The sequence below is a fragment of the Ruegeria sp. R14_0 genome (genome assembly GCF_017743975.1).
GTDB lineage: Bacteria > Pseudomonadota > Alphaproteobacteria > Rhodobacterales > Rhodobacteraceae > Ruegeria.
In genome coordinates, this window is the sequence record NZ_JAGHRC010000001.1 from 183,196 (window position 1) to 205,105 (window position 21,910).

Below are 21,910 nucleotides of genomic sequence, written 5' to 3' on the forward strand. Positions count from 1 at the left end.
CCGCGCGGGCTGAGAGCGCGCGCAACACGTAATGCAAGCTGCGCGTGTTTCGCGCAGCTTTCGCCCCAAAAGGACCGGAAATGAGCGACGCAAGCATCAATGCCAGCACGGTACGCGCCAAGTCCCACGCGGATGAGGCCAGCTTTGGCGATTTCTTTGCCTTGCTGAAGCCGCGCGTCATGTCGCTGGTCGTGTTTACCGCTTTGGTCGGCCTGCTTGCGGCTCCGGTTCCTGTGCATCCGTTTGTCGGATTCTGCGCGATCCTTTTCATTGCCATCGGCGGCGGTGCGTCGGGCGCGCTGAATATGTGGTGGGATGCAGATATCGATCGGGTGATGAAGCGCACGAAAAAGCGCCCGATTCCCGCCGGTAAGGTGGACGAGGGTGAAGCCCTTGCAATCGGATTGGCACTGTCCGGCCTGTCCGTGATCATGCTGGGCCTTGCGACCAACTGGTTTGCCGGAGCCTTCCTGGCCTTCACTATCTTTTTCTATGTCGTCATCTACACGATGTGGCTGAAGCGCTCGACGCCGCAGAACATCGTGATCGGCGGTGCCGCGGGCGCCTTCCCACCGGTTATCGGTTGGGTTGCGGCCACTGGTTCCATGTCGCTTGAGCCGTGGCTGATGTTCGCGCTGACCTTCATGTGGACCCCGCCGCATTTCTGGGCCTTGGCGCTGTTTATGCGTTCGGACTACGACGATGCGGGTGTTCCGATGTTGACGGTCACACACGGTCGCCGCGCAACGCGTCGGCATATTTTGGTGTACACCGCATTGCTGGCAGCTCTTGCGGTCGGGACTGCTTTCTCTGGCATCGGCGGTTCGATCTACCTGACGGTTGCCGTCGTTCTGAACGCGCTGTTCCTGCGCGGGGCATGGCAGATCGCACGCCGGACCGAGGATGACGCCGAGGCTGATGACTTCAAGGTCGAACGCTCGTTTTTCAAGCTGTCGCTGCTGTACCTTTTCCTGCACTTCGGTGCGATTCTGGTCGAGGCGCTGCTGAAACCCTATGGTCTGGGAGGTTGGTCATGAGCTTGCGAAAGACCCACGAACTGCACCAACGCCGGTTTAGCCGCAATCTGGGCGTCGGCCTGACGCTGGCCGCATTCATCGTGATCATCTTTGGCCTAACGGTCGTCAAAGTGTCGGGCACCGACTTCAGTTTGGCAACGCAGGAGGTTCAGAACTGATGGCTTTGACGGGTCCGCAGAAAACGGTTGCGCAGACGGTTGGCGTGGTTGTCCTGATGGGCAGTCTGGCTTGGGCAGCTGTTCCGTTTTACGACTGGTTCTGCCGCGTCACCGGATTTGGCGGAACCACCGGTGTGGCGGCGGCTGCGCCTGACGATATCCTGGATCGCAAGGTTACTGTCCGCTTCGACGCCTCGAAAGCTAAAGGGTTTGGTTGGGAATTCAAACCGGTCGAACGTGAGATGGAAGTGCGCATCGGCGAGACCGGACTGGCCTTTTATGAGGCATACAATCCGACCGATCACCCCATTGCCGGACAGGCATCTTACAACGTGACGCCCTATTCCGCGGGCGGGTATTTCCAGAAAATTGCCTGTTTCTGCTTTGAAGAGCAGGTGCTGCAACCCGGCGAACGTGTTGAGATGCCGGTAACCTTCTTCGTCGACCCTGAAATGGTCGAAGATCTCGAAGCAAAGTATGTTCATACGATCACGCTATCGTATACATTCTACGAAATTGACCTGCCCGAGGGCTATGCCGCCCTTGAGACGCAGGCTGATACAACAACGAACTAACGCCTGTAGGTGAGGGACGCTGATGGCACAAGCAAAAAACCATGATTATCACATTCTGGCCCCGTCGATCTGGCCTCTGATCGGCGCGATCGGTGGCTTTGTGATGCTGTTCGGAGCCGTCCTTTGGATGCACGGCGTGACGCCGTGGCTGTTCTGGGCCGGTCTGGTAGCCGTTCTGTACACCATGTTCGCCTGGTGGTCCGAGGTTGTTGTCGAAAGCCGTCAGGGCGATCACACGCCGGTTGTCCGCATCGGCCTGCGTTACGGCTTTATCCTGTTTGTGATGTCCGAGGTGATGTTCTTCTTCGCCTGGTTCTGGTCATTCTTCAAACATCGCATGTATCCGATGTACGACTATGCCGGGACCGAATACATCCAGCCGGACATTCATGCGGTTGATCCGTTCCATCTGCCGCTAATCAACACTCTGGTCCTGCTGCTGTCGGGCTGTGCGATCACATGGGCGCACCACGCTCTGGTGCATGACAATGACCGCAAAGCGCTGATCAATGGTCTGGCAATAGGTATCGTGCTGGGTATCGCGTTTACCGCACTGCAAGCCTACGAATACTATGAGCTTCTTGCCCACGAAGGTTGGGAATTCGGTGGCGACCAGTTCTATTCGAACTTCTTCATGGCGACCGGTTTCCACGGCGCGCATGTGATCATCGGGACCATCTTCCTGAGTGTTTGTCTGATCCGGGCGCTCAAGGGGGACTTTACGCCCGAGAAGCATGTCGGTTTCGAAGCGGCCGCTTGGTACTGGCACTTCGTTGACGTTGTCTGGCTGTTCCTGTTCTTCGCGGTTTACATCTGGGGTCAGGCACCGCTGATGTAACGCCGGAACGGCAATCAAATTGCAAAAGCCGCCCTTTTGGGGCGGCTTTTTCTCTATCCGGGGCGCAATATTGCGCCCCATACAATTGCGAGGTTGCCTTTCGGCAGCTGCAGCCCTTAACAAGACGCCGGCTCTTGCAGAGCCATACAACAATGCAACTTGGTCCTGATATGCGCCGCATTCTATTCCTGCTGATTTTTGGTGTTGCCGGTCTGGCGATCCTCGTGTCGCTGGGGGTATGGCAGGTACAGCGCCTGGCGTGGAAGCAGGGCGTGCTGGCTGAAATCGAAAGCCGGATTTCGGCCGAGCCGGTTGGTTTGCCCGATACGATCTCGGCTGATGCCGAGAAGTACCTGCCGGTCACGATCACCGGCGATATGGAGCCGGGCGAGATCCACGTTCTGGTCTCGGTCAAACAGGTCGGGGCGGGGTACCGGATCATTCAGTCCTTTAGCACCGCAGAGCGGACCATTTTGGTGGACCGGGGGTTTATCCCGACGACCGCCAAAGACGCAGAGCGCCGGAACGGCCCGATGACGATCATCGGCAATCTGCACTGGCCAGATGAGATCGACAGCTATACGCCCGAGCCGGATATCGACGACAACATCTGGTTTGCCCGCGATGTTCCGAATCTGGCCGCAGCGCTTGGGGCCGAACCGGTCCTGCTGATTGCGCGGTCGGAAACCGATCCCGGTATCACGCCCTTGCCTGTCGACACTGCGGGCATCCCAAATGACCATTTGCAATATGCAATCACCTGGTTTGGTCTGGCCCTGGTTTGGGCCGCGATGACCGGATATTTCCTGTGGCGCAACCGCGCCCCTTCTGAGAGTGACGCGACATGAAATACATCTCGACCCGTGGGCAAGCGCCCGAACTGACCTTTGAAGAGGCGATGCTGACCGGGCTGGCTCGGGACGGCGGACTCTACTTGCCTGCCGAAATCCCTGTGATGTCGCAGGATGAAATCGCGGCGCTGGCGGGTCTGTCTTATGAAGAGATCGCGTTCCGTGTGATGTGGCCATACGTCAGTGGCTCGTTTGCCGAAGATGAGTTTAAGGCGATCATCGCGCGCGCCTATGAAGGTTTCGGCCATGATGCCCGCGCGCCTTTGAAACAATTGAACGAGAACCACTTCCTGCTGGAGCTGTTCCACGGACCCACGCTGGCGTTCAAAGACTTTGCCATGCAGCTGATCGGGCAGCTGTTTCAGGTGGCCCTAAAGCGGCGCAATGATCGCGTGACCATCGTGGGGGCGACCAGCGGCGATACAGGCTCAGCGGCGATTGAGGCGTTCCGTGGGCTGGACGCAGTGGATGTGTTCATCCTGTTCCCGCATGGCCGTGTGTCCGAGGTTCAGCGTCGTCAGATGACGACACCTGCGGACAGCAATGTGCATGCGCTGGCAGTGGATGGCGATTTCGACGATTGTCAGGCCGCGCTGAAGGATATGTTCAACGATTTTGACTTCCGGGACAGCGTGAAGCTGGCCGGGGTAAACTCGATCAACTTTGCCCGTGTGCTGGCGCAGATCGTGTATTATTTCTCGGCCGCGGTCAGCCTTGGCGCGCCGCACCGCAAGGTCAGCTTTACCGTGCCGACCGGCAACTTTGGCGACATCTTCGCGGGCTATCTGGCCAAGCGTATGGGCCTGCCCATCGACCGTCTGGTCGTGGCGACGAACCAGAACGACATTCTGCACCGCTGCCTGTCGGGCGAGGGGTATTTTAAGGGCGACACGATCCCTTCGATCAGCCCGTCGATGGATATTCAGGTCAGCTCGAACTTTGAACGGGCGTTGTACTATGCCTATGGCGAGGACGGTGCAGCTGTGGCGCAGTTGATGGATGAGCTCAAGACCGGTGGGTTCAACGTCAGCCAGGGCGCGATGGAAGCGCTGCGCGAGAGCTTTGATTCCGGCCGCGTGTCAGAAGACGAGACGCTTGAGACGATCAAACACACTCTGGCACATAGCGCCGAACTGGTCTGCCCGCACACCGCGATTGGGATCAAGGTGGGCGAGGATCACCGCAAGGCTGACGTTCCGATGATCACACTGGCCACCGCGCATCCGGCGAAGTTCCCGGCAGCGGTCGAGAAGGCGAGCGATGTACATCCGCCTCTTCCATCCCGCATGTCTGATCTGTATGAACGTCCGGAACGGGTGACCCGTATTGCGAACGACCTGGGCACCCTTGAGGAACATATCAAAAGGCATATTGCTGAGTGACTGTCAGACAAGACCAACTGAAGAACGGGTTTCGTATCGTCAGTGAACAAATGCCGGGGCTGCAATCGGCGGCCATCGGCATCTGGGTGACCGCCGGCGGGCGGCATGAGCGGATCGAACAGAACGGGATTGCGCATTTCCTTGAGCATATGGCGTTCAAGGGAACCGAGCGACGGTCCGCACTGCAGATCGCAGAGGCGATTGAGGATGTGGGCGGATATATCAACGCCTATACCTCGCGCGAGGTGACAGCCTATTACGCCCGGGTCTTGAAGGACGACGTTGCGCTGGCGATGGACGTGATCGGAGACATCGTTCTGAACCCCGTCTTTGACCCGCGCGAGATTGAGGTCGAGCGCGGCGTGATCCTGCAGGAAATCGGTCAGGCCTATGACACGCCAGACGATGTGATTTTCGACTGGCTGCAGGAACAGAGCTATCACGACCAGCCTTTGGGCCGCACTATTCTGGGCCCGTCCGAGCGCGTCAGCGCGTTTTCGCGCGAGGATCTGTCAGGGTTTGTGGCGGAACACTACGGCCCGGAACAGATGATCCTGTCTGCCGCCGGTGCCGTCGATCACGACGCGCTGATGAAAATGGCTGAGGCGATGTTTGGTCATCTGCAACCGCGTAAGGGTTTGATCCCGGAAACCGCACGCTTTACCGGCGGTGAAGCGCGGCAGGAAAAAGAACTGGAGCAGGCCCATTTTGCGCTGGCGCTGGAAAGCCCGGGCTATCGTGACGATGCGATTTATTCGGCCCAGATCTATTCGACCGCTCTGGGCGGCGGGATGTCTTCGCGTCTGTTCCAGGAAGTGCGCGAGACACGCGGGCTGTGCTATACGATTTTTGCGCAGACCGGGGCCTACGCAGATACCGGTACAACCACGATCTACGCTGGTACGTCGGCCGATCAGGTGGCGGAACTGGCGACCATCACCATTGATGAGATGAAGCGCGCCGCCGAGGACATGAGCGCCGAAGAGGTTGCTCGTGCCCGTGCACAGATGAAGGCAGGTATGCTGATGGGGCTGGAAAGCCCGTCGAACCGCGCAGAACGTCTGGCGCGTCTGGTGCAGATCTGGGGTCGAGTGCCCTCGCTTGAGGATACGGTCGCAAAGATCGACGCGGTCAGTACCAAAGACGTGCGGGCGTTTGCCGAGAATATGGCTGTACAGGCCCCCGCTGCCTTGGCGCTGTATGGTCCGGTCTCGGGCGCGCCATCGCTGGCTGAGTTGCAGGAGAGGCGTGCAGCGTGATGCTATTGGGCAGACGCAAGCTGAAACTCGAGACCGAGCGCCTGAGCTTGCGCCCGCCTGTGCATTCCGATTTCAACGACTGGGCGGCGCTGCGGCGCGCCTCCAAGGAATACCTCACCCCGTGGGAGCCGATCTGGGCCAAGGACCATCTCAGCCGAAAATCCTTTACCAACCGGGTTTATTGGGCACAGCGCTCGGTGGCTGGTGGGACAGCGATACCTCTGTTCCTGTTCCGCCGGACCGATGATGTGCTTGTAGGGGCCATAACGTTGGACAATGTCCGCCGCGGTCCGGCACAGGCGGGGACGCTGGGGTATTGGACCGGTCAGTCCTTCGCGCGGCAGGGATACATGCGCGAGGCGATCGGCGCGGTCGTTCATCACGCCTTCACCCGTTTGGATCTGAGCCGGATCGAGGCCGCGTGCCTGCCCGAAAACAAGCCTTCGCGCGGCTTGCTGGAAAGCTCGGGCTTCAAATATGAAGGCGTGGCGCAGTCGTATCTGCAGATCAACGGGCGCTGGCGGACACATGTGCTGTATGCAAGCCTGCGCTCGGACCGGCGCGGTAAGACGGACGCGGGTTAGGCGCCATCGGGGGCTCTGCCCCCGTCGCGGCAGGCCGCGCCTCCCCCGGGATATTTTTGGCCAGATGAACAAGGGGCATGACTTGGCGCGCGCTTGCGCTACAATCCGATCATGCGATGGTTTGTTGTTGGGCTGATGATGATTGCAGGCGGGGCGGTGGCGCAGGAGCGACGGCCGAGCCATTGTATCGCTATCGCGGACGCAGCCCCGGGGATTGAGTACATTCACAAAGCCGCCTGGCAGGACCCGGTGCCGGCATTCTCGGTTCGGATCAGCTATATTGCCCACGCATCCTTCCTTATTCAGACCCAAGGCGGGTTGAATGCGGTGACGGATTTCACCGGTTTCATCGGCAGCGCCGATCTGATCCCGGATGTTGTGACGATGAACCATGCGCACACCACCCATTGGACGGCCAATCCGGACCCCGCCATCCCGCATGTGTTGCCAGGTTGGGGAGAGTTCGGGCAGGGGATCGAACATTATCTGGATCTGGGTGAGATGCTGGTGCGCAATGTGTCGACGGATATCCGGTCCTCCTATGGCGGGTACGAGGAGAGAGGAAACTCGATCTTTGTGTTCGAGGTCGAGGGGCTGTGCATCGGTCATCTGGGACATCTGCATCACGTGCCTTCGGATGAGCAGTTCGCTGCGCTGGGTCGGCTGGATGTTGTCATGGCGGCCGTGGATGGCGGGACGACGATGCCTTTGCCCGATATGATCACCGTGCTCAAACGGCTGAAAAGCTCGGTCATTATTCCGATGCACTGGTTTTCGGGGTTCTCGTTGGATCGATTTTTGGTCGATATACGCAATGACTTTCCGGTCGAGCGCAAAGGCGTGTCCGAGATCACGGTGTCCTTGCGCGACTTGCCGGATCGTCCGACGGTCGTGGTGTTGGAGCCTCAATACCTGATTGATCTGGAATAAGGCTTGCCGGGGCGTGGCCGCTTGAGCAAGGAAAGGGCATGACACTTAACGCCGCTGACGACACATTCGCCCGATCAATCTGCGCTGCATTGGGCGAGGATGTGTTACGACCCATTGACCCGCGATACCTGGAAGAGCCGCGCCGCAGGTTTGCGGGCCATGTGGGCGTTCTGGCCTTGCCTCGGACGGCGCAAGAGGTTGCGACCTTGGTTCGGGTGGCGAGCGACGCTTCGGTCCCGGTTGTGCCATATGGCGGCGGCACTGGTCTTGTGGGCGGGCAGGTGATGGGCGAAGGCCCGGCACCGTTGCTGATTTCGATGGAACGGATGACGGCCATACGTGCGGTCTATCCCGCCGAGAACATTCTGATTGCCGAGGCTGGCGCTATTTTGGCAGATGTGCAGGCCGCTGCCGATGAGGCAGATCGGCTGTTCCCGCTGGCGCTTGCGGCGCAGGGTTCGTGCCGGATCGGCGGTAACCTCGCGACGAATGCCGGGGGTGTCAACGTTCTGCGATATGGCAATGCCCGCGATCTATGTCTTGGTCTTGAAGCGGTTTTGCCGAATGGCGACATGTGGCATGGCTTGAGCCGATTGCGCAAAGACAATACCGGCTACGACTTGCGCAACCTGCTGATTGGGGCGGAAGGAACGCTGGGCATTATCACCGCGGCGTCGCTGAAGCTGTATCCTCGCCCTCAAGGTGTGGGGACTGCTATGTTTCAGGTGGCGTCGCCAGAAGCAGCGATTGATCTGCTGGCATTGGCGCGCGATCAGCTGGGCGAGGGGGTCAGTACCTTTGAGCTGATCCACAAGCAGGGCTTGCAGTTTCTGTCCGAGGTGCTGCCAGATATCCGCCAACCCTTTGCCACGCAGCCCGAATGGATGGTGTTGATCGAGCTAGGGTTGTCTGGCGGATTGTCACCGTCCGAGGCATTGATGGCCTTGTACGAAGCGGCTGAGCATCGCGGTTTGGTCAGCGACGCAGTGATTGCGCAAAGCGAAGCACAACGCGCAGAGCTATGGGCCGTGCGCGAACAAATCCCCGAGGCAAACCGATTGATCGGGTCAGTGTCCAGTCACGATATCTCTGTTCCGATTTCGCGTATCCCCGAGTTCATCCAGCGCGGGTCCGATGCCATCGGCGCCTTGGGGCCGTTCCGGATCAACTGTTTTGGGCATTTGGGAGACGGCAATCTGCACTACAACGTGTTCCCACCCGCTGGGCACGACCGATCTGAATATGATGCACAACGCGGGCCAATCAAACGCGCAGTTCATGACCTGGTCGATGAATTCGCGGGGTCTGTCAGTGCTGAACACGGAATTGGTCGTCTAAAGACCGATGATCTGGAACGGTACGGCGACCCGGTCAAGTTGTCGGCCATGCGGGCGATCAAAACCGCCCTTGATCCCAAGGGTATCATGAACCCCGGGGCAGTGCTGAAGGTGTAGGAGCGGCCCGTGTGGCACGGACCGCTCGCAAAACTTACGATTCAGGCAGGATCACCTTGTCGATGACATGGATCACGCCATTCGACGTCTCGATATCAGCCTGAACAACATTCGCGTCGTTGATCATTACTCCGTTGTCCAGATCAATCGTGATCTCGCCGCCCTGAACGGTTGCGGCTTTCATGTCGTCAGACAGATCTCCGGACATTACTTTGCCGGGCACCACGTGATACGTCAGGACCGCGACAAGCTGGTCTTTGTTCTCGGGCTTCAGCAGGGTCTCGACCGTGCCTTCGGGCAGAGCGGCAAATGCTTCATCCGTAGGGGCAAAGACGGTGAAGGGGCCTTCGCCTTTCAGCGTGTCCACCAACTCGGCGGCTTGTACGGCTGCGACGAGGGTTTCAAAGCTTCCAGCGCCGACCGCTGTGTCGACGATATCCTTGGAGTGGCCGTCAGCGTACGTGGCAGTTCCCACGAACAGACTTGCGACACCGGCGATTGCGAGTTTGCGAAACATGGTTTGTATTCCCTTGTTGGTATGCCCTGGGTGGCATCAATCGGGATACGCGCCGCTCTCAAAAAGAGATCACTGAATGCGTCGATAAGTTTGAGTTGAACAGACAATGACTCGCGCTAAGCCAGCAGAGTTTCGAATTTCCACTCACATTTTTGTGATCGCGCTGGGGCTCACAGCCCCTCGAATTCGCACAGGACGTGAACATCCATGCCCATTTCTTCAAGCACCTTGCGTCCGCCCAGTTCCGGCAGGTCGATGATGAACGAACACGAGACAATCTCGCCGCCCAGCCGCTCGATCAGTTTGATGCCCGCCGCCGCAGTGCCGCCGGTGGCCAGAAGATCGTCAACAACAAGGATCTTTTCCCCTGGTTGGATAGCGTCGTCGTGGATCTCGACGATGGCTTCGCCGTATTCCAGTTTATAGTCCTGACTGATGGTGGTGCCGGGGAGTTTGCCCTTTTTGCGGATTGGCACAAAGCCGACGCTCAGCTGGTGCGCGATAGCGCCGCCAAGGATAAAGCCGCGCGCCTCAAGGCCGACGACCTTGTCGATGCGTTCGCCCGCATAAGGGTGCAGCATCTGGTCGATGGCCATGCGGAAACCGCGCGGGTCAGCAAACAGGGTCGTGACATCCCGGAACATGATCCCTTCGTGCGGGAAATCAACGATGGTCCGAATGTAATCCTTGACCGACTTGTTTCTGGACATGACCAACCCCTTTGGCGTCAAAACACGCTGGGCTGTTTGGCCCATTGGGGTCAGTCATGCAAGAAAAGATTGCCGCCGTTTTTACTTGCGGTGTTCCGGCGTTGCCTTGGGCAGTCCGTAATAGCGGTACAGCGCGGCGGGTAACCACGACAGGTGCGGTTTGCGCCAATTGCGCTGATCTCGCAAAAGAAATGCCTGAGCCACATGAAGGTTCATTGCCATAATCCTATTTTATTGTTACTTGCTCGATAACTACAACTTCTATGCTATGTATATACATTGCATAGACTAAAAAGTCAAGTCTTTGATGGGAACAGGGCGCGTGGGAAAGAAAGACGGTAAGGGTTCAACCAAGAAAAACAGTCAGTTGGTCCTGCGTCTGGACAAGGATGAACGGGACGCTTTTGTCGAACTGTGCAAGGAACTGGACACCTCGGCCGCGCGGGAAATCCGGCGGTTCATTCGCGGGTTCATGAAGGAACACGCCGAAGATTAGGCACGCTAGGCCGGGCGGCGTAGAACCGCTGTGGCCACGCCCATTCCGATCAGTGTCAGCCCTCCGAACCGAGTCATCGCGGTGATGACGCCTGCACGGCCGATCATTCGGCGCAGACGATCGGCCAAAAGCGCATAGGCCAGCGCGTTCAACCATGCCAAACCGACGAAAGTCGCGATCAGGATCGCGAACTGCGGACCCAGTGGGTCAGCCGGGCGTAGAAACTGCGGAACAAACGCGATGAAGAACGCGATGGATTTCGGGTTCAATGCGGTCACGGCGGCGGCGTGGCCAAAAACGCTGTGTGCTGTGACATCGCGCCCTGTGTCCACAGTCTCCAAACCGCCCGACGGCGCGCTGCGCAGCAGTTTGATGCCCAACCAGATCAGGTATGCGGCCCCAACCCATTTCAGCGCGGTGAACAAGGTGGCCGAGGCCAGAACCAATGCTCCCAACCCCAAAAGCGACGCAGTCATCGCCACCAGATCGCCAACGGCCACACCGGTCGCCGAGGCCACCGCCACGCTACGTCCTTTGGACAAGGCATAGCTGAGCACCAGCAAAACGGTCGGGCCGGGGATCAGTAGCAAGGCTGTAGAGGCGGCGACAAAGGCAAGCCAAAGGTCAAGGGACATGTGAAATCCTATGTTTTCATTTCCCGCAGCAAGCCTTGGCCAGCGCCGAAGGTCAAGCCCCTCGTGGCTGTGTGGCAAACCGCATCAGCGCCTCAAGCGGACCGCGTTTGAATTTTCGAAACCAAAGCAAGGCAAAGACTGATGACGCGACACAGAACACCAACGCACAGGCAAAAACCTGCGGCGCGTTGAGCGAGCCGTCCAGCAGCCCGGCTTCTTCTAGAATGCCCATGCCGATCAGGATATGCGCCATGTACAACGTCAGGCTCTGCCGGCCTGGCGCGGTCAGGGCAGGGCCGATGCCCAACCTCTCGATCATTGGCCAGAGTTTCAGAAGCAGACCGATTACCACACAAGCCGAACCGGTGCCGGCAACGATATAGAACGGCCCCGGAGGGATGGACTCGGTGCCCAGATAAGTTGCCAGATCGGGGTCTGTCGCCAACACTTGTGGAAATAGCGCAAACACGGCGGCACCGAACCCCCACATGATCAGCCGGTGCTGGATGCATTTTGTGTGTAGCTCGGACCGTCCGATGGCCATGCCGATCAGCAGAAATGCAGCCCACGGCAGAACCGGGTGCCAGCCGTTGAAAAACAGGTTCCGCAAAAAGCCGGGAAGGGTCCATAGGTCGGTGTAGGTCAGCGTGTCCCAATCCCAACCAAGGTCGTAGTTGAAGATCATGGTGGCACTGACGGCCAGTGTGACGATCCCGGCGGCCCCCAGCCACAGCACGCCGCCTGAGGCTGTCAAAAACATCGCGCCCACGACGAAGTATAGAGCGTAGAAATGCAGAATGTCGGCGTCGAACACCGTCATGTTGATCAGGCCCAAAACAAACAGGAACGCCGCGCGCCGCAACAACAGCGAAGCTGAGATTGTGGACAGACCAATTCCGATACCTGCCAGAATAACAAACAGGGCTGCGGCACGTCCTTCCAGCGAACCGATCAGGACCGAAGCCCAATCGTGAGCAAGTTCCACCTGAGCTGCGATGCGGAAGTTCACCAGAACCATTCCGCAGAACGCCAGAAAGCGGGCTGCATCCAAGGCCGCAAGTCTTTGCATGTTATTCCTCTGGTTTGCCAGTGACTTGGCGGGATTTCGTGTGCAACAGATCGGTGGGCAGAACGCTCGGTTTCAAGATGGCGCGGAAAAAAGAAACCGAGCTGTGCAATGGGGCAACAAGTTTAAAGATTGGATTAACTCTGCAACGCGTGGCTTGAAACGGGCCAGCCGGTCCCCAAACTTGGGCCATGTTTCAGGGAGAAGCCGATGGTTCAGACTGATCACACAAATGCAGGTGCCGCACCGGATTCACGCCCGTCGCTGGGCGTTCGTGTCAAGGGCGCGCTTATCCTGATGGTGCCACTGCTTGCAGTGATCTATGCGGGCATCGTCGGCTATATGTATGTGAACCAGCAATCGTTGCTGTTCAAACCAGAAGGTGAGCTGCCCGCGCCCAACATGGTTGGTCTGGCTGATGTCGAGGCCGTTTCGCTGACAATGGCCGATGGTGTCACGCTGACAGCCTGGTCTGCTCCGCCCGCCACCGAGGGTGCGCCGACGGTTCTGTTCTTTCATGGTCAGTCCGGAAACCTTGCGGATCGGGCCGACCGTATGAGAGAGATCCTGAACAGCGGTTTCGGTCTGCTGGCCCCCAGCTATCGTGGCTATCCGGGCAGTGACGGCGAGCCATCCGAATTGGCGCTGATCTCTGATGGCGTTCAAATGTATGATCAATTGGACGGCGACGGCGTACCGGTTGTTCTGCACGGTCAAAGCCTTGGAACCGCCGTGGCGGCAGCTGTGGCGGAACAACGTCCGAACGCACAATTGTTGGTGCTGGAGGCTCCGTTTACCGCAACGGTCGACGTTGCGGCGGAAAGGTACCCTTGGTTGCCGGTGCATGCCTTGATGCGGGATCAATTCGCGACGCGTGATTTGATCGAGGGTATCATGGTTCCCACGTTGATTTTCCACGGGACCGAAGATGAAACAGTCCCGCTGCATCATGGCGAAGCACTGGCCGCGATGGCAGGGGATTCGGCGGAAATCCACGTCATCCCGGACGGCACTCATAATGACCTCTGGTCACACGGCCTGTGGGATCAGGTGCAACAAGCCTTGACCGCGAACTGAGTGCGCGGTTCAGAGAACCCGACCGGCAACAGCATCCAGCTTTGCCAACAAGGCCGGGTCGCGCTTTTCCGGTGCTGTCAGGATCGCATATTCCAACGCCCTGTCGCAGCCATGAGGGCAGGGCGCACGCACGGCCCCCAGCAGATCCGGTAAACCCTTGACCAGAGCCCGGCCTTTTTCAGCATTCCCAGTCAGTGTTGCAATAATGGCAGTCACGTCGACCTCGCCATGATCAGGATGCCAGCTGTCGTAGTCGGTGACCATTGCGATCGAGGCGTAACAAAGCTCGGCCTCGCGCGCGAGTTTGGCCTCGGGCATGTTGGTCATGCCCACCACATCGCAGCCCCATTGCTCGCGGTACATCTTGGATTCCGCCAGGGTTGAGAACAGAGGTCCCTCCATCGCCAGATATGTACCGCCGCGGTGGATGTTGATCCCAGCTGCCTTACCTGCCGTCTCGCACGCGTCCGACAGACGCGGGCAGGTCGGGTGTGCGACGCTGACATGGGCGACGCAACCGGTGCCGAAAAAGCTCTTGTCCCGCGCAAAAGTCCGGTCGATGAACTGATCGACGATCACGAAATCGCCCGGGGCCATGTGTTCGCGGAACGATCCACAGGCCGAGACCGAGATCACGTCCGTCACACCCAGTCGTTTCAGCGCGTCGATATTGGCGCGATAGGGTACCTCGGTCGGAGAATGCACGTGGCCGCGCCCGTGCCGGGGCAGAAAGGCCATCTCGACCCCGTTCAGCGATCCGGTCAAAATCTCGTCCGAGGGTTTGCTCCATGGGGTTTCCACGGTGACCCATTCCGCATTCTCCAGTCCGTCGATGTCATAAATGCCGGATCCACCGATGATAGCTAGTTTGGTTTGGGTCATGGCTGCTCTCCGCATGAAAAACTGTTTTCAGAGTTCTGCGGGGCGGCTGATGGTTTGACAAGTGGCTTCAAGGGTTTGTGTAGTTCCTGTGGCAGTTATGCGCACAGTGCATATCAGGGTCCCGCTGGGTGCGGTATCTTATGTCGTGGAGGATGGGTAAAAGGCCCCTTTCGCGCGCACAAACCCACAGGACGTCTTATGCCCCGAGCCATGCTGGCAAGCTTTGCCAATCGTATAGCCAAACCCGATCTCCGCTGGATGCCGGACGAGGGGCTGACGGTCTCGCGCCTGCGGATCGAGCTGTTGTCAGGCCTGACCGTTGCGTTGGCTCTGGTCCCCGAAGCTGTGGCATTTGCCTTTGTGGCAGGCGTTCACCCGTTGGTCGGGCTTTATGCGGCATTTCTGGTGGGTTTGATCACCGCGCTGATCGGCGGGCGTCCGGGCATGATCTCAGGTGCAACCGGGGCGTTGGCCGTTGTCATGGTGGCGCTGGTGGCTGAGCATGGCGTGGAATACTTGTTCGCAACAGTGGTTTTGATGGGCATTCTGCAGGTCATCGCGGGTGCGATGCATTGGGGAAGGTTTATCCGTCTGGTCCCGCATCCGGTGATGCTGGGCTTTGTGAATGGACTGGCGATCGTGATTTTCCTGGCGCAGATGGGCCAGTTCAAAGTGCCCGGCACGATGGAAAACACTGGCCACGGTGTGGGCGGCGGTGAATGGCTTTCAGGCCTGCAGCTTTACACCATGCTGGGTTTGGTGGCTCTGACGATGGCCGTGATCTGGATCATGCCGCGTATCACGCGCATCGTGCCTGCGCCATTGGCAGGGATCGTCGTCGTTGCGGCTCTGGTGATCGGCTTTGGGCTGGATGTGCCCCGTGTCGGTGATCTGGCCTCGATCGAGGGCGGCCTGCCGCAATTCCACATCCCGATGGTTCCGCTGAACTGGGAAACATTCGAGATCATCCTGCCTTACGCCGTCATCCTCGCGGCCATCGGTCTGATTGAATCGTTGCTGACCTTGAACCTTGTCGGAGAGATTACGGGCAAGCGCGGTGGGGCTTCGCAGGAATGTATCGCCCAAGGCGCGGCCAACGTTGTCACCGGCTTCTTTGGCGGAATGGGCGGTTGCGCGATGATCGGTCAGTCGATGATCAACGTGAAATCCGGCGGTCGGACCCGTATCGCGGGGATCGCAGCGGCGCTGTTCTTGCTGATCTTCATCCTTTTCGCATCACCCTTGATCGAGCAGATTCCGTTGGCCGCTCTGGTCGGCGTGATGTTCATGGTCGTGATCGGAACCTTTGCTTGGAACTCGTTCAAGATCATGCGCAAGGTGCCCTTGATGGATGCCTTTGTCATTGTGCTGGTGACCGTCGTGACTGTCATGGAAGACCTTGCAGTCGCCGTGGTTGTCGGGGTGATCGTCTCGGCTCTGGCCTATGCCTGGAACAACGCCAAGCGCATCCACGCGGTCACACGGGATTCCGCAACGGAAGAGGGCGCAAAGGTCTATGAGATCCAAGGTCCGCTGTTCTTTGGTTCATCCGACGGATTTATCGAACTGTTCGACGTGCCGAATGACCCCGACACCGTCATCGTGGACTTCGCCGAAAGCCGCGTCGTGGATCAGTCTGCGCTGCAGGCCATCGAGAACATCGCCGCCAAGTACGAGTCCGCAGGCAAACGCGTCATGCTGCGCCACCTCAGCCGGGATTGCCACAAATTGCTGAACAAAGCCGGCCACCTGATGGTCGACAGCGACGACGACCCGGATTACGAACTGGCCGTCGATTACTCAGTCCGCACGGGTGTTCTGGGCGGCCACTGAGGATTTTGCGAGGCTCTGCCTCGCGCTCCGGGATATTTTCCGCCAGATGAATAAAGGATCCATTACTTCATCTGGCCTCAAGTATCCCGGGGGAGTTGCCCGAAGGGCAGCGGGGGCAGCGCCCCCAAGACCGGCTTCAATCGTCGGGACGGTTGAGCGAGAACAATTCGGTCACCACCGAGTAGTCCCGATATCCAAGTCGCGCCAGCGGTTGGAATGAGGTGACGTCGAATATTCCGTCCCTTAGGCAATCATCCCGCAAGTGCACGCCGGTGACTTCGCCAAATACGACTCGGTTGGCCTCACCGGGCAAGGTGACGATTTGTGTCAGCTTACACTCCAAAGCCGCCGGCGCGCCTTCGATCCGCGCACAGGGGATGGTTTCACATTCGATCGGGGTCAGCCCCGCATGGCCAAATTCGTCCACGTGTTTGGGCAGGCCGGCCGAGCTGGCGTTCATCGCATCGCGATGTGCATGCGCCACGACGTTCACGCAGAACACTTCGGTCGCCTCGATATTTGCTAGGCTGTCCTTTGTCCCGTTCTGATCGTGTTTGGTGCCGGTCGAGGCAAACATGACCTGTGGTGGCGTGTAGGCGACCCCATTGAAGAAAGAATAAGGGGCCAGGTTGTTGATGCCCTCTGCGTCGCGGGATGATATCCAGCCGATCGGCCGCGGTGTGATAATTGCATTGAACGGATTGTGCGGCAGGCCGTGGCCGTCTTTGGGGCGATAGAACATAAGGTCTCCAAGCGTTTGCCCAAGGCGTACCGAAGTGCTAGGGCGAATTCCAGCAAGGAAAAGAGGGCGGGAGTGCAGCAGTTCGAGATCAGGCCGGAAAAGCCCGACGACTGGTGGGAGGTCGAGGCTCTTTATGACCTGTGCTTTGCGCCCGGGCGCGAAGCGCTGTCCTCATACCGTTTGCGGGATGACGTTCCGCCGGTGACCGGCCTGTCTTTGGTTGCGCGCGATGGACAGGGCATTCTGGCCGGTGCGATCCGGTTCTGGCCTGTTCATGTTGGTGAACATGATGCCTTGCTCTTGGGGCCTGTAGCTGTTCACCCGACCCATCAGGGCGAAGGATTGGGCGGTTTCCTGATCCATCAGGGGCTTGAGGCGGGCCGCGAAAAGGGTTGGCACAGGGTGATGCTGGTCGGCGACGCGCCTTACTATGTGCGGTTTGGGTTCTCGCGGCTTGCGGGTGTGGAGATGCCGCCGCCGACCAACCCTGATCGGGTTTTGGGGGTGGAATTGACCCCCGGTGTCTGGTCCAACGTTCAGGGTGCGGTGACCCGCTGGACACGCTGAACTATTGAAACCGTAGCGTTCAGCCCCGATGTTTAAACGCAGGAGGGCTTTTATGCAGGACGTACTTGTTGTCGAGAAACTGGATGCCGAGGCCGAGCTGGATCGGCTGGCCCAATACTATCGGTCTGCCGGAGGGCCGGGGGTCAAGCTGTTGAACAGTTTGGGTGGATCGGCTGAAAACCTGTTGGAACAGCTTCCCGACCCCATACGTAATGGACTGACCGGGGCGACCGAACAGGCGCTCTGGTTGGCAATGCATGCGGCCGAAGGTTCGCGTCGCGCTGTCCCGGACCAGAAACCCTGGGTCAACACGGCGGTTGCAACGGCGATGGGGGCAGCGGGCGGCATAGGTGGCGTTTCGACGGCCCTGATGGAATTGCCTGCGACAACAGCCATGCTGCTGCGTGCCATCCAGGGGGCTGCGTCCCGGGAAGGGTTTGATCCGTCCGAAGAGGGCGTCAAATTCGATTGCGTTCAGGTTTTGTCGGCGGCTGGGCCATTGGCTTACGACGATGGGGCCGATCTGGGCTTTTTCTCGGTTCGTCTGACGTTGACGGGTCCGGCCATGCAGAAACTTATCGCAGCAGTCGCACCTCGCCTGTCGATTGTCCTGGGCCAAAAGCTGGCGGCACAATCGGTTCCGGTTCTTGGCGCTATTGCCGGCGGTGGCACGAACTATGTCTATACGCGCTATTACCAGCAGGTGGCTCGGGTCCATTTTGGACTGCGTCGTTTGGCGATTGATGCCGATATCCCGCATGAGGACCTGGTACAAAGGTTGGCCGTGCGTCTCTAAGCCTGCTCGAATATCTTGGAAATGACCGCTTTATATTGTACGCTGGTGTTGGACAACCGCTAAATATCTGAAAAATCAAAGGTTGGCGTCGAGGGACAGAGCAGACTTGAAAGGCGGTTCGGCGTGACTGATGCACGGTTTTCAGCCCGCTTGCAGCCCAAGGGCAAACACCTTGGAATTGCCCGGCAATCGGCGGCCCTGTGTTATAGGGTCAGAGAGGGTCGGCTTGAGGTGCTGCTGATCACCACGCGTAAATCCAAACGATGGATCATACCCAAAGGGTGGTTGATCGATGGTTTGTCCCCCTCTCAGACCGCCGCACAGGAGGCGTGGGAAGAGGCCGGCGTCAGGGGCTCTTGTGCGCCCGACCCGATGGGACGTTTCGCCCATATCAAAAGCCGATGCGCCAAGGGGCCTGTCCTGTGTATGGTGGATGTGTTTCCCCTCTATGTATCGTCGACTTCGGCAAGCTTTCCGGAACGGGGTCAACGCAAAAGCAAATGGGTGTCGCCCAAAAAAGCGGCTGGTTTGGTTAATTCATCGGAACTATCCCAATTGTTACGGAAACTAGGTGCAATTCTGCACTGACTTGCCTTGCCAAGGGCTTGATCTTGCCATGTCTGTCGGTATCTATTTGGCTACCGAGATTTGGACGGACCATGATTCAATACGCATTGAAATGCAGCAACGGCCATATATTTGACAGTTGGTTTCAATCGGCCGCCGCTTACGACAAACTGGCAGCTGCGGGCATGGTGACATGCGCGGTTTGCGGTGACGTGCATGTTGAAAAGGCCATCATGACCCCGCGTGTGCGTCCGGCGCGCAATGCTCAACCTTCGCAGCCTGAGGAAAAACCGGTTGAGGTTGCCACCCCGTCGCCGGATATCGAACAGGTTCTGGCCGAGCTGCGCCGCAAGGTCGAAGAGAATTCGGACTATGTTGGCAAGGATTTTGCCAAAGAAGCGCGCAAGATTCATTTGGGCGATGCGCCCGATCGCGCGATCTATGGCGAGGCCAAGCCCGATGAGGCCAAGGCCCTGATCGAAGATGGCGTGCCGGTCGCACCGCTTCCTTTCCTGCCCACCAGAAAAACGAACTGACTCATGCATTTCGTTATTACCGGTGCCAATCGAGGAATTGGCCAAGCCTTGGCGGATCGCTACAGGGTACAAGGCCATGACGTGACCGGCACGGCCCGCGACGGCAGCGCGCAGGTCGTTCTGGATGTAACGGATCCCGCGCAGCATGCTGCAATGGCCGAAGGGCTGGCCGGGCGTCCGGTGGACCTGTTGATCTGCAACGCAGGTGTTTACCAGGATAAGGGCCATGGCCTCGACGGCTATCCAGCCGAAATGTGGGCTCAGAGCTTTGCCACCAATGTGACCGGCGTATTTCTGACTGTGCAGGCCTTGTTGCCAAACCTTCGGGCCGCGCAGGGCAAGATCGCGATCCTGTCGTCACAGATGGCCTCGCATACGCGGGCGCCGGGCGGCAGTTACATCTATCGCGCGTCCAAAGCCGCTGCGCTGAATCTTGGGCGCAACTTGGCGACGGATTTGCGCGGTGATGGCGTCGCGGTGGGTATTTACCATCCTGGTTGGGTACAGACAGATATGGGCGGAGCCCAGGGCGACATCACCGTTGATCAGGCGGCCGACGGGCTGGTCGCCCGCTTTGACACGCTGTCACTTGAAACAACCGGGTGTTTTGAGACCTGGGACGGCCGACCGCACGCTTACTGACGTTTCAGCGCAGCCGTTGGAACCTCGTAGACTTCATCGGGGTCAATAAAGATGACCGTCAGGTCCCCACGGGTTTCATGGCTGATCCGGGAAGGAGAGCTGCTGGAGCTCGGCACCCCATCCGTGAAATAGATGCTGCGCACTTCGCCACCACCCAAGCCGACCGCAAGGGTCGTGGTACCATCGTCGTGGTGGCGCAGCTCAGCGTGACAACTGCTGAGTGCTGCGCCGTCTTTGGCGCAGGGGATTGTTCCCAAAGCGTTCTTGCCGTCAGTTGCGGCCAGCGTGGACACCTGCGCCAGCGCAGGAGAAGACAAAAGGACGACGGCTGCGGCAACGCGGAACATAAGGTACCTCTGGGATAGAATTCGTGTGGCAGGCTGACAGCCTCGGGGTCGGTTGTAAAGCGGTCAGGTGCCGCCATCCGACTGGTTTTGAACTCTTGCCCTTGCGGCCCCCCTCGCATAAGACGCTCGGGATCAGAAATCCAAGGCGCGGAGACACCTGCCCCCATGCCCTTACTCGTGATGAAATTTGGCGGCACATCGGTTGCCAACCTTGACCGTATCCGCCGTGCTGCGAAACGCATCGGCGTCGAAGTGGCCAAAGGCTATGACGTGATCGTCATCGTCTCGGCCATGTCCGGCAAGACGAACGAGCTTGTGGGTTGGGTCGACGAAACATCGCCGCTGTATGATGCGCGAGAATACGATGCCGTTGTGTCCTCGGGCGAGAACGTGACGGCTGGTCTGATGGCGCTGACCCTGCAGGAAATGGATATCCCGGCGCGCAGCTGGCAAGGCTGGCAAGTGCCGCTGAAGACCACCAGCGCCCATAGCCAGGCCCGGATCGAGGAAATTCCGACCGAGAACCTGAACCAGAAGTTTGGCGAAGGCATGAAGGTTGCCGTCGTCGCTGGTTTCCAGGGCATCAGCCCCGAAGGCCGCATCACCACCTTGGGTAGGGGTGGCTCGGACACGACCGCCGTGGCCTTTGCTGCGGCCTTCGACGCTGAGCGGTGTGACATCTACACGGACGTGGACGGCGTCTATACCACCGACCCGCGCATCTGTGAAAAGGCGCGCAAGCTGGACCGAATCTCGTTCGAAGAGATGTTGGAGCTGGCCTCGCTGGGGGCCAAGGTGCTCCAGACGCGTTCGGTTGAACTGGCGATGCGGTACAAGGTGAAACTGCGCGTTCTATCAAGTTTCGAAGAACAATCCGACGAGGCCGGTACATTGGTCTGCGACGAGGAGGATATCATGGAATCCAATGTTGTGGCCGGTGTGGCCTATTCCCGCGACGAAGCCAAGATGACTGTTGTTTCCGTGGCGGACCGCCCGGGTATCGCTTCGATCATCTTTACTGCGCTCAGCGATGAGGGCGTGAACGTGGACATGATTGTGCAGAACATCTCGGACGAGGGGCGCACGGACATGACCTTTTCCTGCCCGACCGATCAGGTTGCACGGGCTGAAAAAGCGCTGCTGGCGATCAAGGATGCGGGCGAGCTGAACTATGCCGAGCTGGTCGCAGATACCGATGTTTGCAAGGTCTCGGTCGTGGGGATCGGGATGCGTTCGCAGTCAGGTGTGGCTGCCAAGATGTTCAAGGTACTCTCGGATGAGGGGATCAACATCAAGGTCATTACAACCTCTGAGATAAAAATTTCCGTCCTTGTCGACAGGAAATACATGGAACTTGCTGTTCAGGCACTGCATGATGCCTTTGAACTGGACAAGGCGGCCTGAGCATTTGAGCCAAGGGTCTCGCCTG

General features: G+C 58.8%; 27 protein-coding genes. 19 read left to right on the top strand and 8 right to left on the bottom strand.

What is annotated here, in order from left to right:
* The first annotated feature begins 80 nt into the window (after positions 1-80).
* The 10 genes from cyoE (at position 81) to J7416_RS00910 (ending at position 9,068) form a co-directional block, all read left to right on the top strand.
* Positions 81-1,037 carry a heme o synthase gene (cyoE, locus tag J7416_RS00865; RefSeq protein ID WP_209222211.1) on the top strand — a complete coding sequence of 319 codons (957 nt, stop codon included), beginning with the start codon at positions 81-83 and terminating at the stop codon, positions 1,035-1,037.
* Complete coding sequence (locus tag J7416_RS00870; RefSeq protein WP_170426686.1) at positions 1,034-1,195, top strand: hypothetical protein; 162 nt, start codon at positions 1,034-1,036, stop codon at positions 1,193-1,195. The genes cyoE and J7416_RS00870 overlap by 4 nt, the downstream gene beginning before the upstream one ends.
* The gene (locus J7416_RS00875) at positions 1,195-1,770 is read left to right on the top strand and encodes a cytochrome c oxidase assembly protein (RefSeq protein ID WP_209222212.1); all 576 of its coding nucleotides are present in this window, start codon (positions 1,195-1,197) and stop codon (positions 1,768-1,770) included. The genes J7416_RS00870 and J7416_RS00875 overlap by 1 nt, the downstream gene beginning before the upstream one ends.
* Positions 1,771-1,792: 22 nt before the next feature.
* The gene (locus tag J7416_RS00880; protein ID WP_209222214.1) at positions 1,793-2,608 is read left to right on the top strand and encodes a cytochrome c oxidase subunit 3; all 816 of its coding nucleotides are present in this window, start codon (positions 1,793-1,795) and stop codon (positions 2,606-2,608) included.
* A gap of 170 nt (positions 2,609-2,778) precedes the next feature.
* On the top strand, positions 2,779-3,456 hold the full coding sequence (locus J7416_RS00885; RefSeq protein WP_209223795.1) for an SURF1 family protein: 678 nt from the start codon (positions 2,779-2,781) through the stop codon (positions 3,454-3,456).
* Entirely contained in the window at positions 3,453-4,841 is a 1,389-nt protein-coding gene (gene thrC / locus J7416_RS00890) for a threonine synthase (RefSeq protein WP_209222216.1), read from the top strand. The genes J7416_RS00885 and thrC overlap by 4 nt, the downstream gene beginning before the upstream one ends.
* Positions 4,838-6,100, top strand: a complete 1,263-nt coding sequence (locus J7416_RS00895) for a pitrilysin family protein (protein WP_209222217.1) — start codon at positions 4,838-4,840, stop codon at positions 6,098-6,100. Before thrC ends, J7416_RS00895 begins: the two co-directional genes overlap by 4 nt.
* On the top strand, positions 6,100-6,684 hold the full coding sequence (locus J7416_RS00900) for a GNAT family protein (protein WP_209222218.1): 585 nt from the start codon (positions 6,100-6,102) through the stop codon (positions 6,682-6,684). The genes J7416_RS00895 and J7416_RS00900 overlap by 1 nt, the downstream gene beginning before the upstream one ends.
* Before the next feature lie 111 nt (positions 6,685-6,795).
* Positions 6,796-7,614, top strand: coding sequence for an MBL fold metallo-hydrolase (locus J7416_RS00905; protein WP_209222219.1), 819 nt, complete (start codon positions 6,796-6,798; stop codon positions 7,612-7,614).
* A 38-nt stretch (positions 7,615-7,652) separates the two neighbouring features.
* Entirely contained in the window at positions 7,653-9,068 is a 1,416-nt protein-coding gene (locus tag J7416_RS00910; protein ID WP_209222220.1) for an FAD-binding oxidoreductase, read from the top strand.
* Positions 9,069-9,102: 34 nt separating this feature from the next.
* Here the strand turns inward: J7416_RS00910 and J7416_RS00915 are convergent, their stop codons facing one another.
* From J7416_RS00915 to J7416_RS22750, 3 genes are all read right to left on the bottom strand, one after another.
* On the bottom strand, positions 9,103-9,585 hold the full coding sequence (locus tag J7416_RS00915; RefSeq protein WP_209222221.1) for a fasciclin domain-containing protein: 483 nt from the start codon (positions 9,583-9,585) through the stop codon (positions 9,103-9,105).
* Between the two features lie 170 nt (positions 9,586-9,755).
* Positions 9,756-10,295, bottom strand: coding sequence for an adenine phosphoribosyltransferase (locus J7416_RS00920; RefSeq protein WP_170465492.1), 540 nt, complete (start codon positions 10,293-10,295; stop codon positions 9,756-9,758).
* 81 nt (positions 10,296-10,376) lie between these two features.
* A complete protein-coding gene (locus J7416_RS22750) occupies positions 10,377-10,511 on the bottom strand; it encodes a hypothetical protein (protein WP_280636802.1) in 135 nt (44 codons plus the stop codon).
* A gap of 106 nt (positions 10,512-10,617) precedes the next feature.
* On the opposite strand from J7416_RS22750, the gene J7416_RS00925 reads away from it, so the two are divergent.
* Positions 10,618-10,791 carry a hypothetical protein gene (locus tag J7416_RS00925; protein WP_209222222.1) on the top strand — a complete coding sequence of 58 codons (174 nt, stop codon included), beginning with the start codon at positions 10,618-10,620 and terminating at the stop codon, positions 10,789-10,791.
* Positions 10,792-10,796: 5 nt separating this feature from the next.
* On the opposite strand, the gene J7416_RS00930 is transcribed toward J7416_RS00925, so the two are convergent.
* Both J7416_RS00930 and J7416_RS00935 read right to left on the bottom strand, forming a co-directional pair.
* Positions 10,797-11,426 (bottom strand): LysE family translocator, encoded by a 630-nt coding sequence (locus tag J7416_RS00930; protein ID WP_209222223.1) that lies wholly within the window; start codon positions 11,424-11,426, stop codon positions 10,797-10,799.
* Between the two features lie 52 nt (positions 11,427-11,478).
* Positions 11,479-12,495, bottom strand: coding sequence for a DUF418 domain-containing protein (locus J7416_RS00935; protein ID WP_209222225.1), 1,017 nt, complete (start codon positions 12,493-12,495; stop codon positions 11,479-11,481).
* 207 nt (positions 12,496-12,702) lie between these two features.
* Between J7416_RS00935 and J7416_RS00940 the strand changes: the two genes are divergently transcribed.
* Positions 12,703-13,569: an alpha/beta fold hydrolase gene (locus J7416_RS00940; protein ID WP_209222227.1), complete on the top strand. Its 867-nt coding sequence runs from the start codon at positions 12,703-12,705 to the stop codon at positions 13,567-13,569.
* A gap of 9 nt (positions 13,570-13,578) precedes the next feature.
* Here the strand turns inward: J7416_RS00940 and J7416_RS00945 are convergent, their stop codons facing one another.
* The gene (locus J7416_RS00945) at positions 13,579-14,451 is read right to left on the bottom strand and encodes an S-methyl-5'-thioadenosine phosphorylase (RefSeq protein ID WP_209222228.1); all 873 of its coding nucleotides are present in this window, start codon (positions 14,449-14,451) and stop codon (positions 13,579-13,581) included.
* Positions 14,452-14,649: 198 nt separating this feature from the next.
* Here J7416_RS00945 and J7416_RS00950 point away from each other — a divergent pair, with 198 nt between their 5' ends.
* Positions 14,650-16,284: a SulP family inorganic anion transporter gene (locus J7416_RS00950; RefSeq protein WP_209222229.1), complete on the top strand. Its 1,635-nt coding sequence runs from the start codon at positions 14,650-14,652 to the stop codon at positions 16,282-16,284.
* A 136-nt stretch (positions 16,285-16,420) separates the two neighbouring features.
* Here the strand turns inward: J7416_RS00950 and J7416_RS00955 are convergent, their stop codons facing one another.
* On the bottom strand, positions 16,421-17,026 hold the full coding sequence (locus J7416_RS00955; protein WP_209222230.1) for a flavin reductase family protein: 606 nt from the start codon (positions 17,024-17,026) through the stop codon (positions 16,421-16,423).
* A 72-nt stretch (positions 17,027-17,098) separates the two neighbouring features.
* Here J7416_RS00955 and J7416_RS00960 point away from each other — a divergent pair, with 72 nt between their 5' ends.
* The 5 genes from J7416_RS00960 to J7416_RS00980 all read left to right on the top strand — a co-directional run bounded on the left by J7416_RS00960 (position 17,099) and on the right by J7416_RS00980 (position 20,134).
* Positions 17,099-17,593, top strand: a complete 495-nt coding sequence (locus tag J7416_RS00960) for an N-acetyltransferase (protein ID WP_209222231.1) — start codon at positions 17,099-17,101, stop codon at positions 17,591-17,593.
* Positions 17,594-17,645: 52 nt separating this feature from the next.
* Positions 17,646-18,389, top strand: a complete 744-nt coding sequence (locus J7416_RS00965; RefSeq protein ID WP_209222232.1) for an EcsC family protein — start codon at positions 17,646-17,648, stop codon at positions 18,387-18,389.
* 123 nt (positions 18,390-18,512) lie between these two features.
* Positions 18,513-18,977, top strand: coding sequence for an NUDIX hydrolase (locus J7416_RS00970; RefSeq protein ID WP_209222233.1), 465 nt, complete (start codon positions 18,513-18,515; stop codon positions 18,975-18,977).
* Positions 18,978-19,048: 71 nt separating this feature from the next.
* Positions 19,049-19,492, top strand: a complete 444-nt coding sequence (locus J7416_RS00975) for a DUF1178 family protein (RefSeq protein WP_209222235.1) — start codon at positions 19,049-19,051, stop codon at positions 19,490-19,492.
* A 3-nt stretch (positions 19,493-19,495) separates the two neighbouring features.
* The gene (locus J7416_RS00980) at positions 19,496-20,134 is read left to right on the top strand and encodes an SDR family NAD(P)-dependent oxidoreductase (RefSeq protein WP_209222237.1); all 639 of its coding nucleotides are present in this window, start codon (positions 19,496-19,498) and stop codon (positions 20,132-20,134) included.
* Here the strand turns inward: J7416_RS00980 and J7416_RS00985 are convergent.
* Positions 20,128-20,481: a hypothetical protein gene (locus J7416_RS00985; RefSeq protein ID WP_209222239.1), complete on the bottom strand. Its 354-nt coding sequence runs from the start codon at positions 20,479-20,481 to the stop codon at positions 20,128-20,130. The genes J7416_RS00980 and J7416_RS00985 overlap by 7 nt on opposite strands.
* Positions 20,482-20,646: 165 nt before the next feature.
* Between J7416_RS00985 and J7416_RS00990 the strand changes: the two genes are divergently transcribed.
* Positions 20,647-21,885, top strand: coding sequence for an aspartate kinase (locus J7416_RS00990; RefSeq protein WP_209222241.1), 1,239 nt, complete (start codon positions 20,647-20,649; stop codon positions 21,883-21,885).
* The last annotated feature ends 25 nt before the right edge of the window (positions 21,886-21,910 follow it).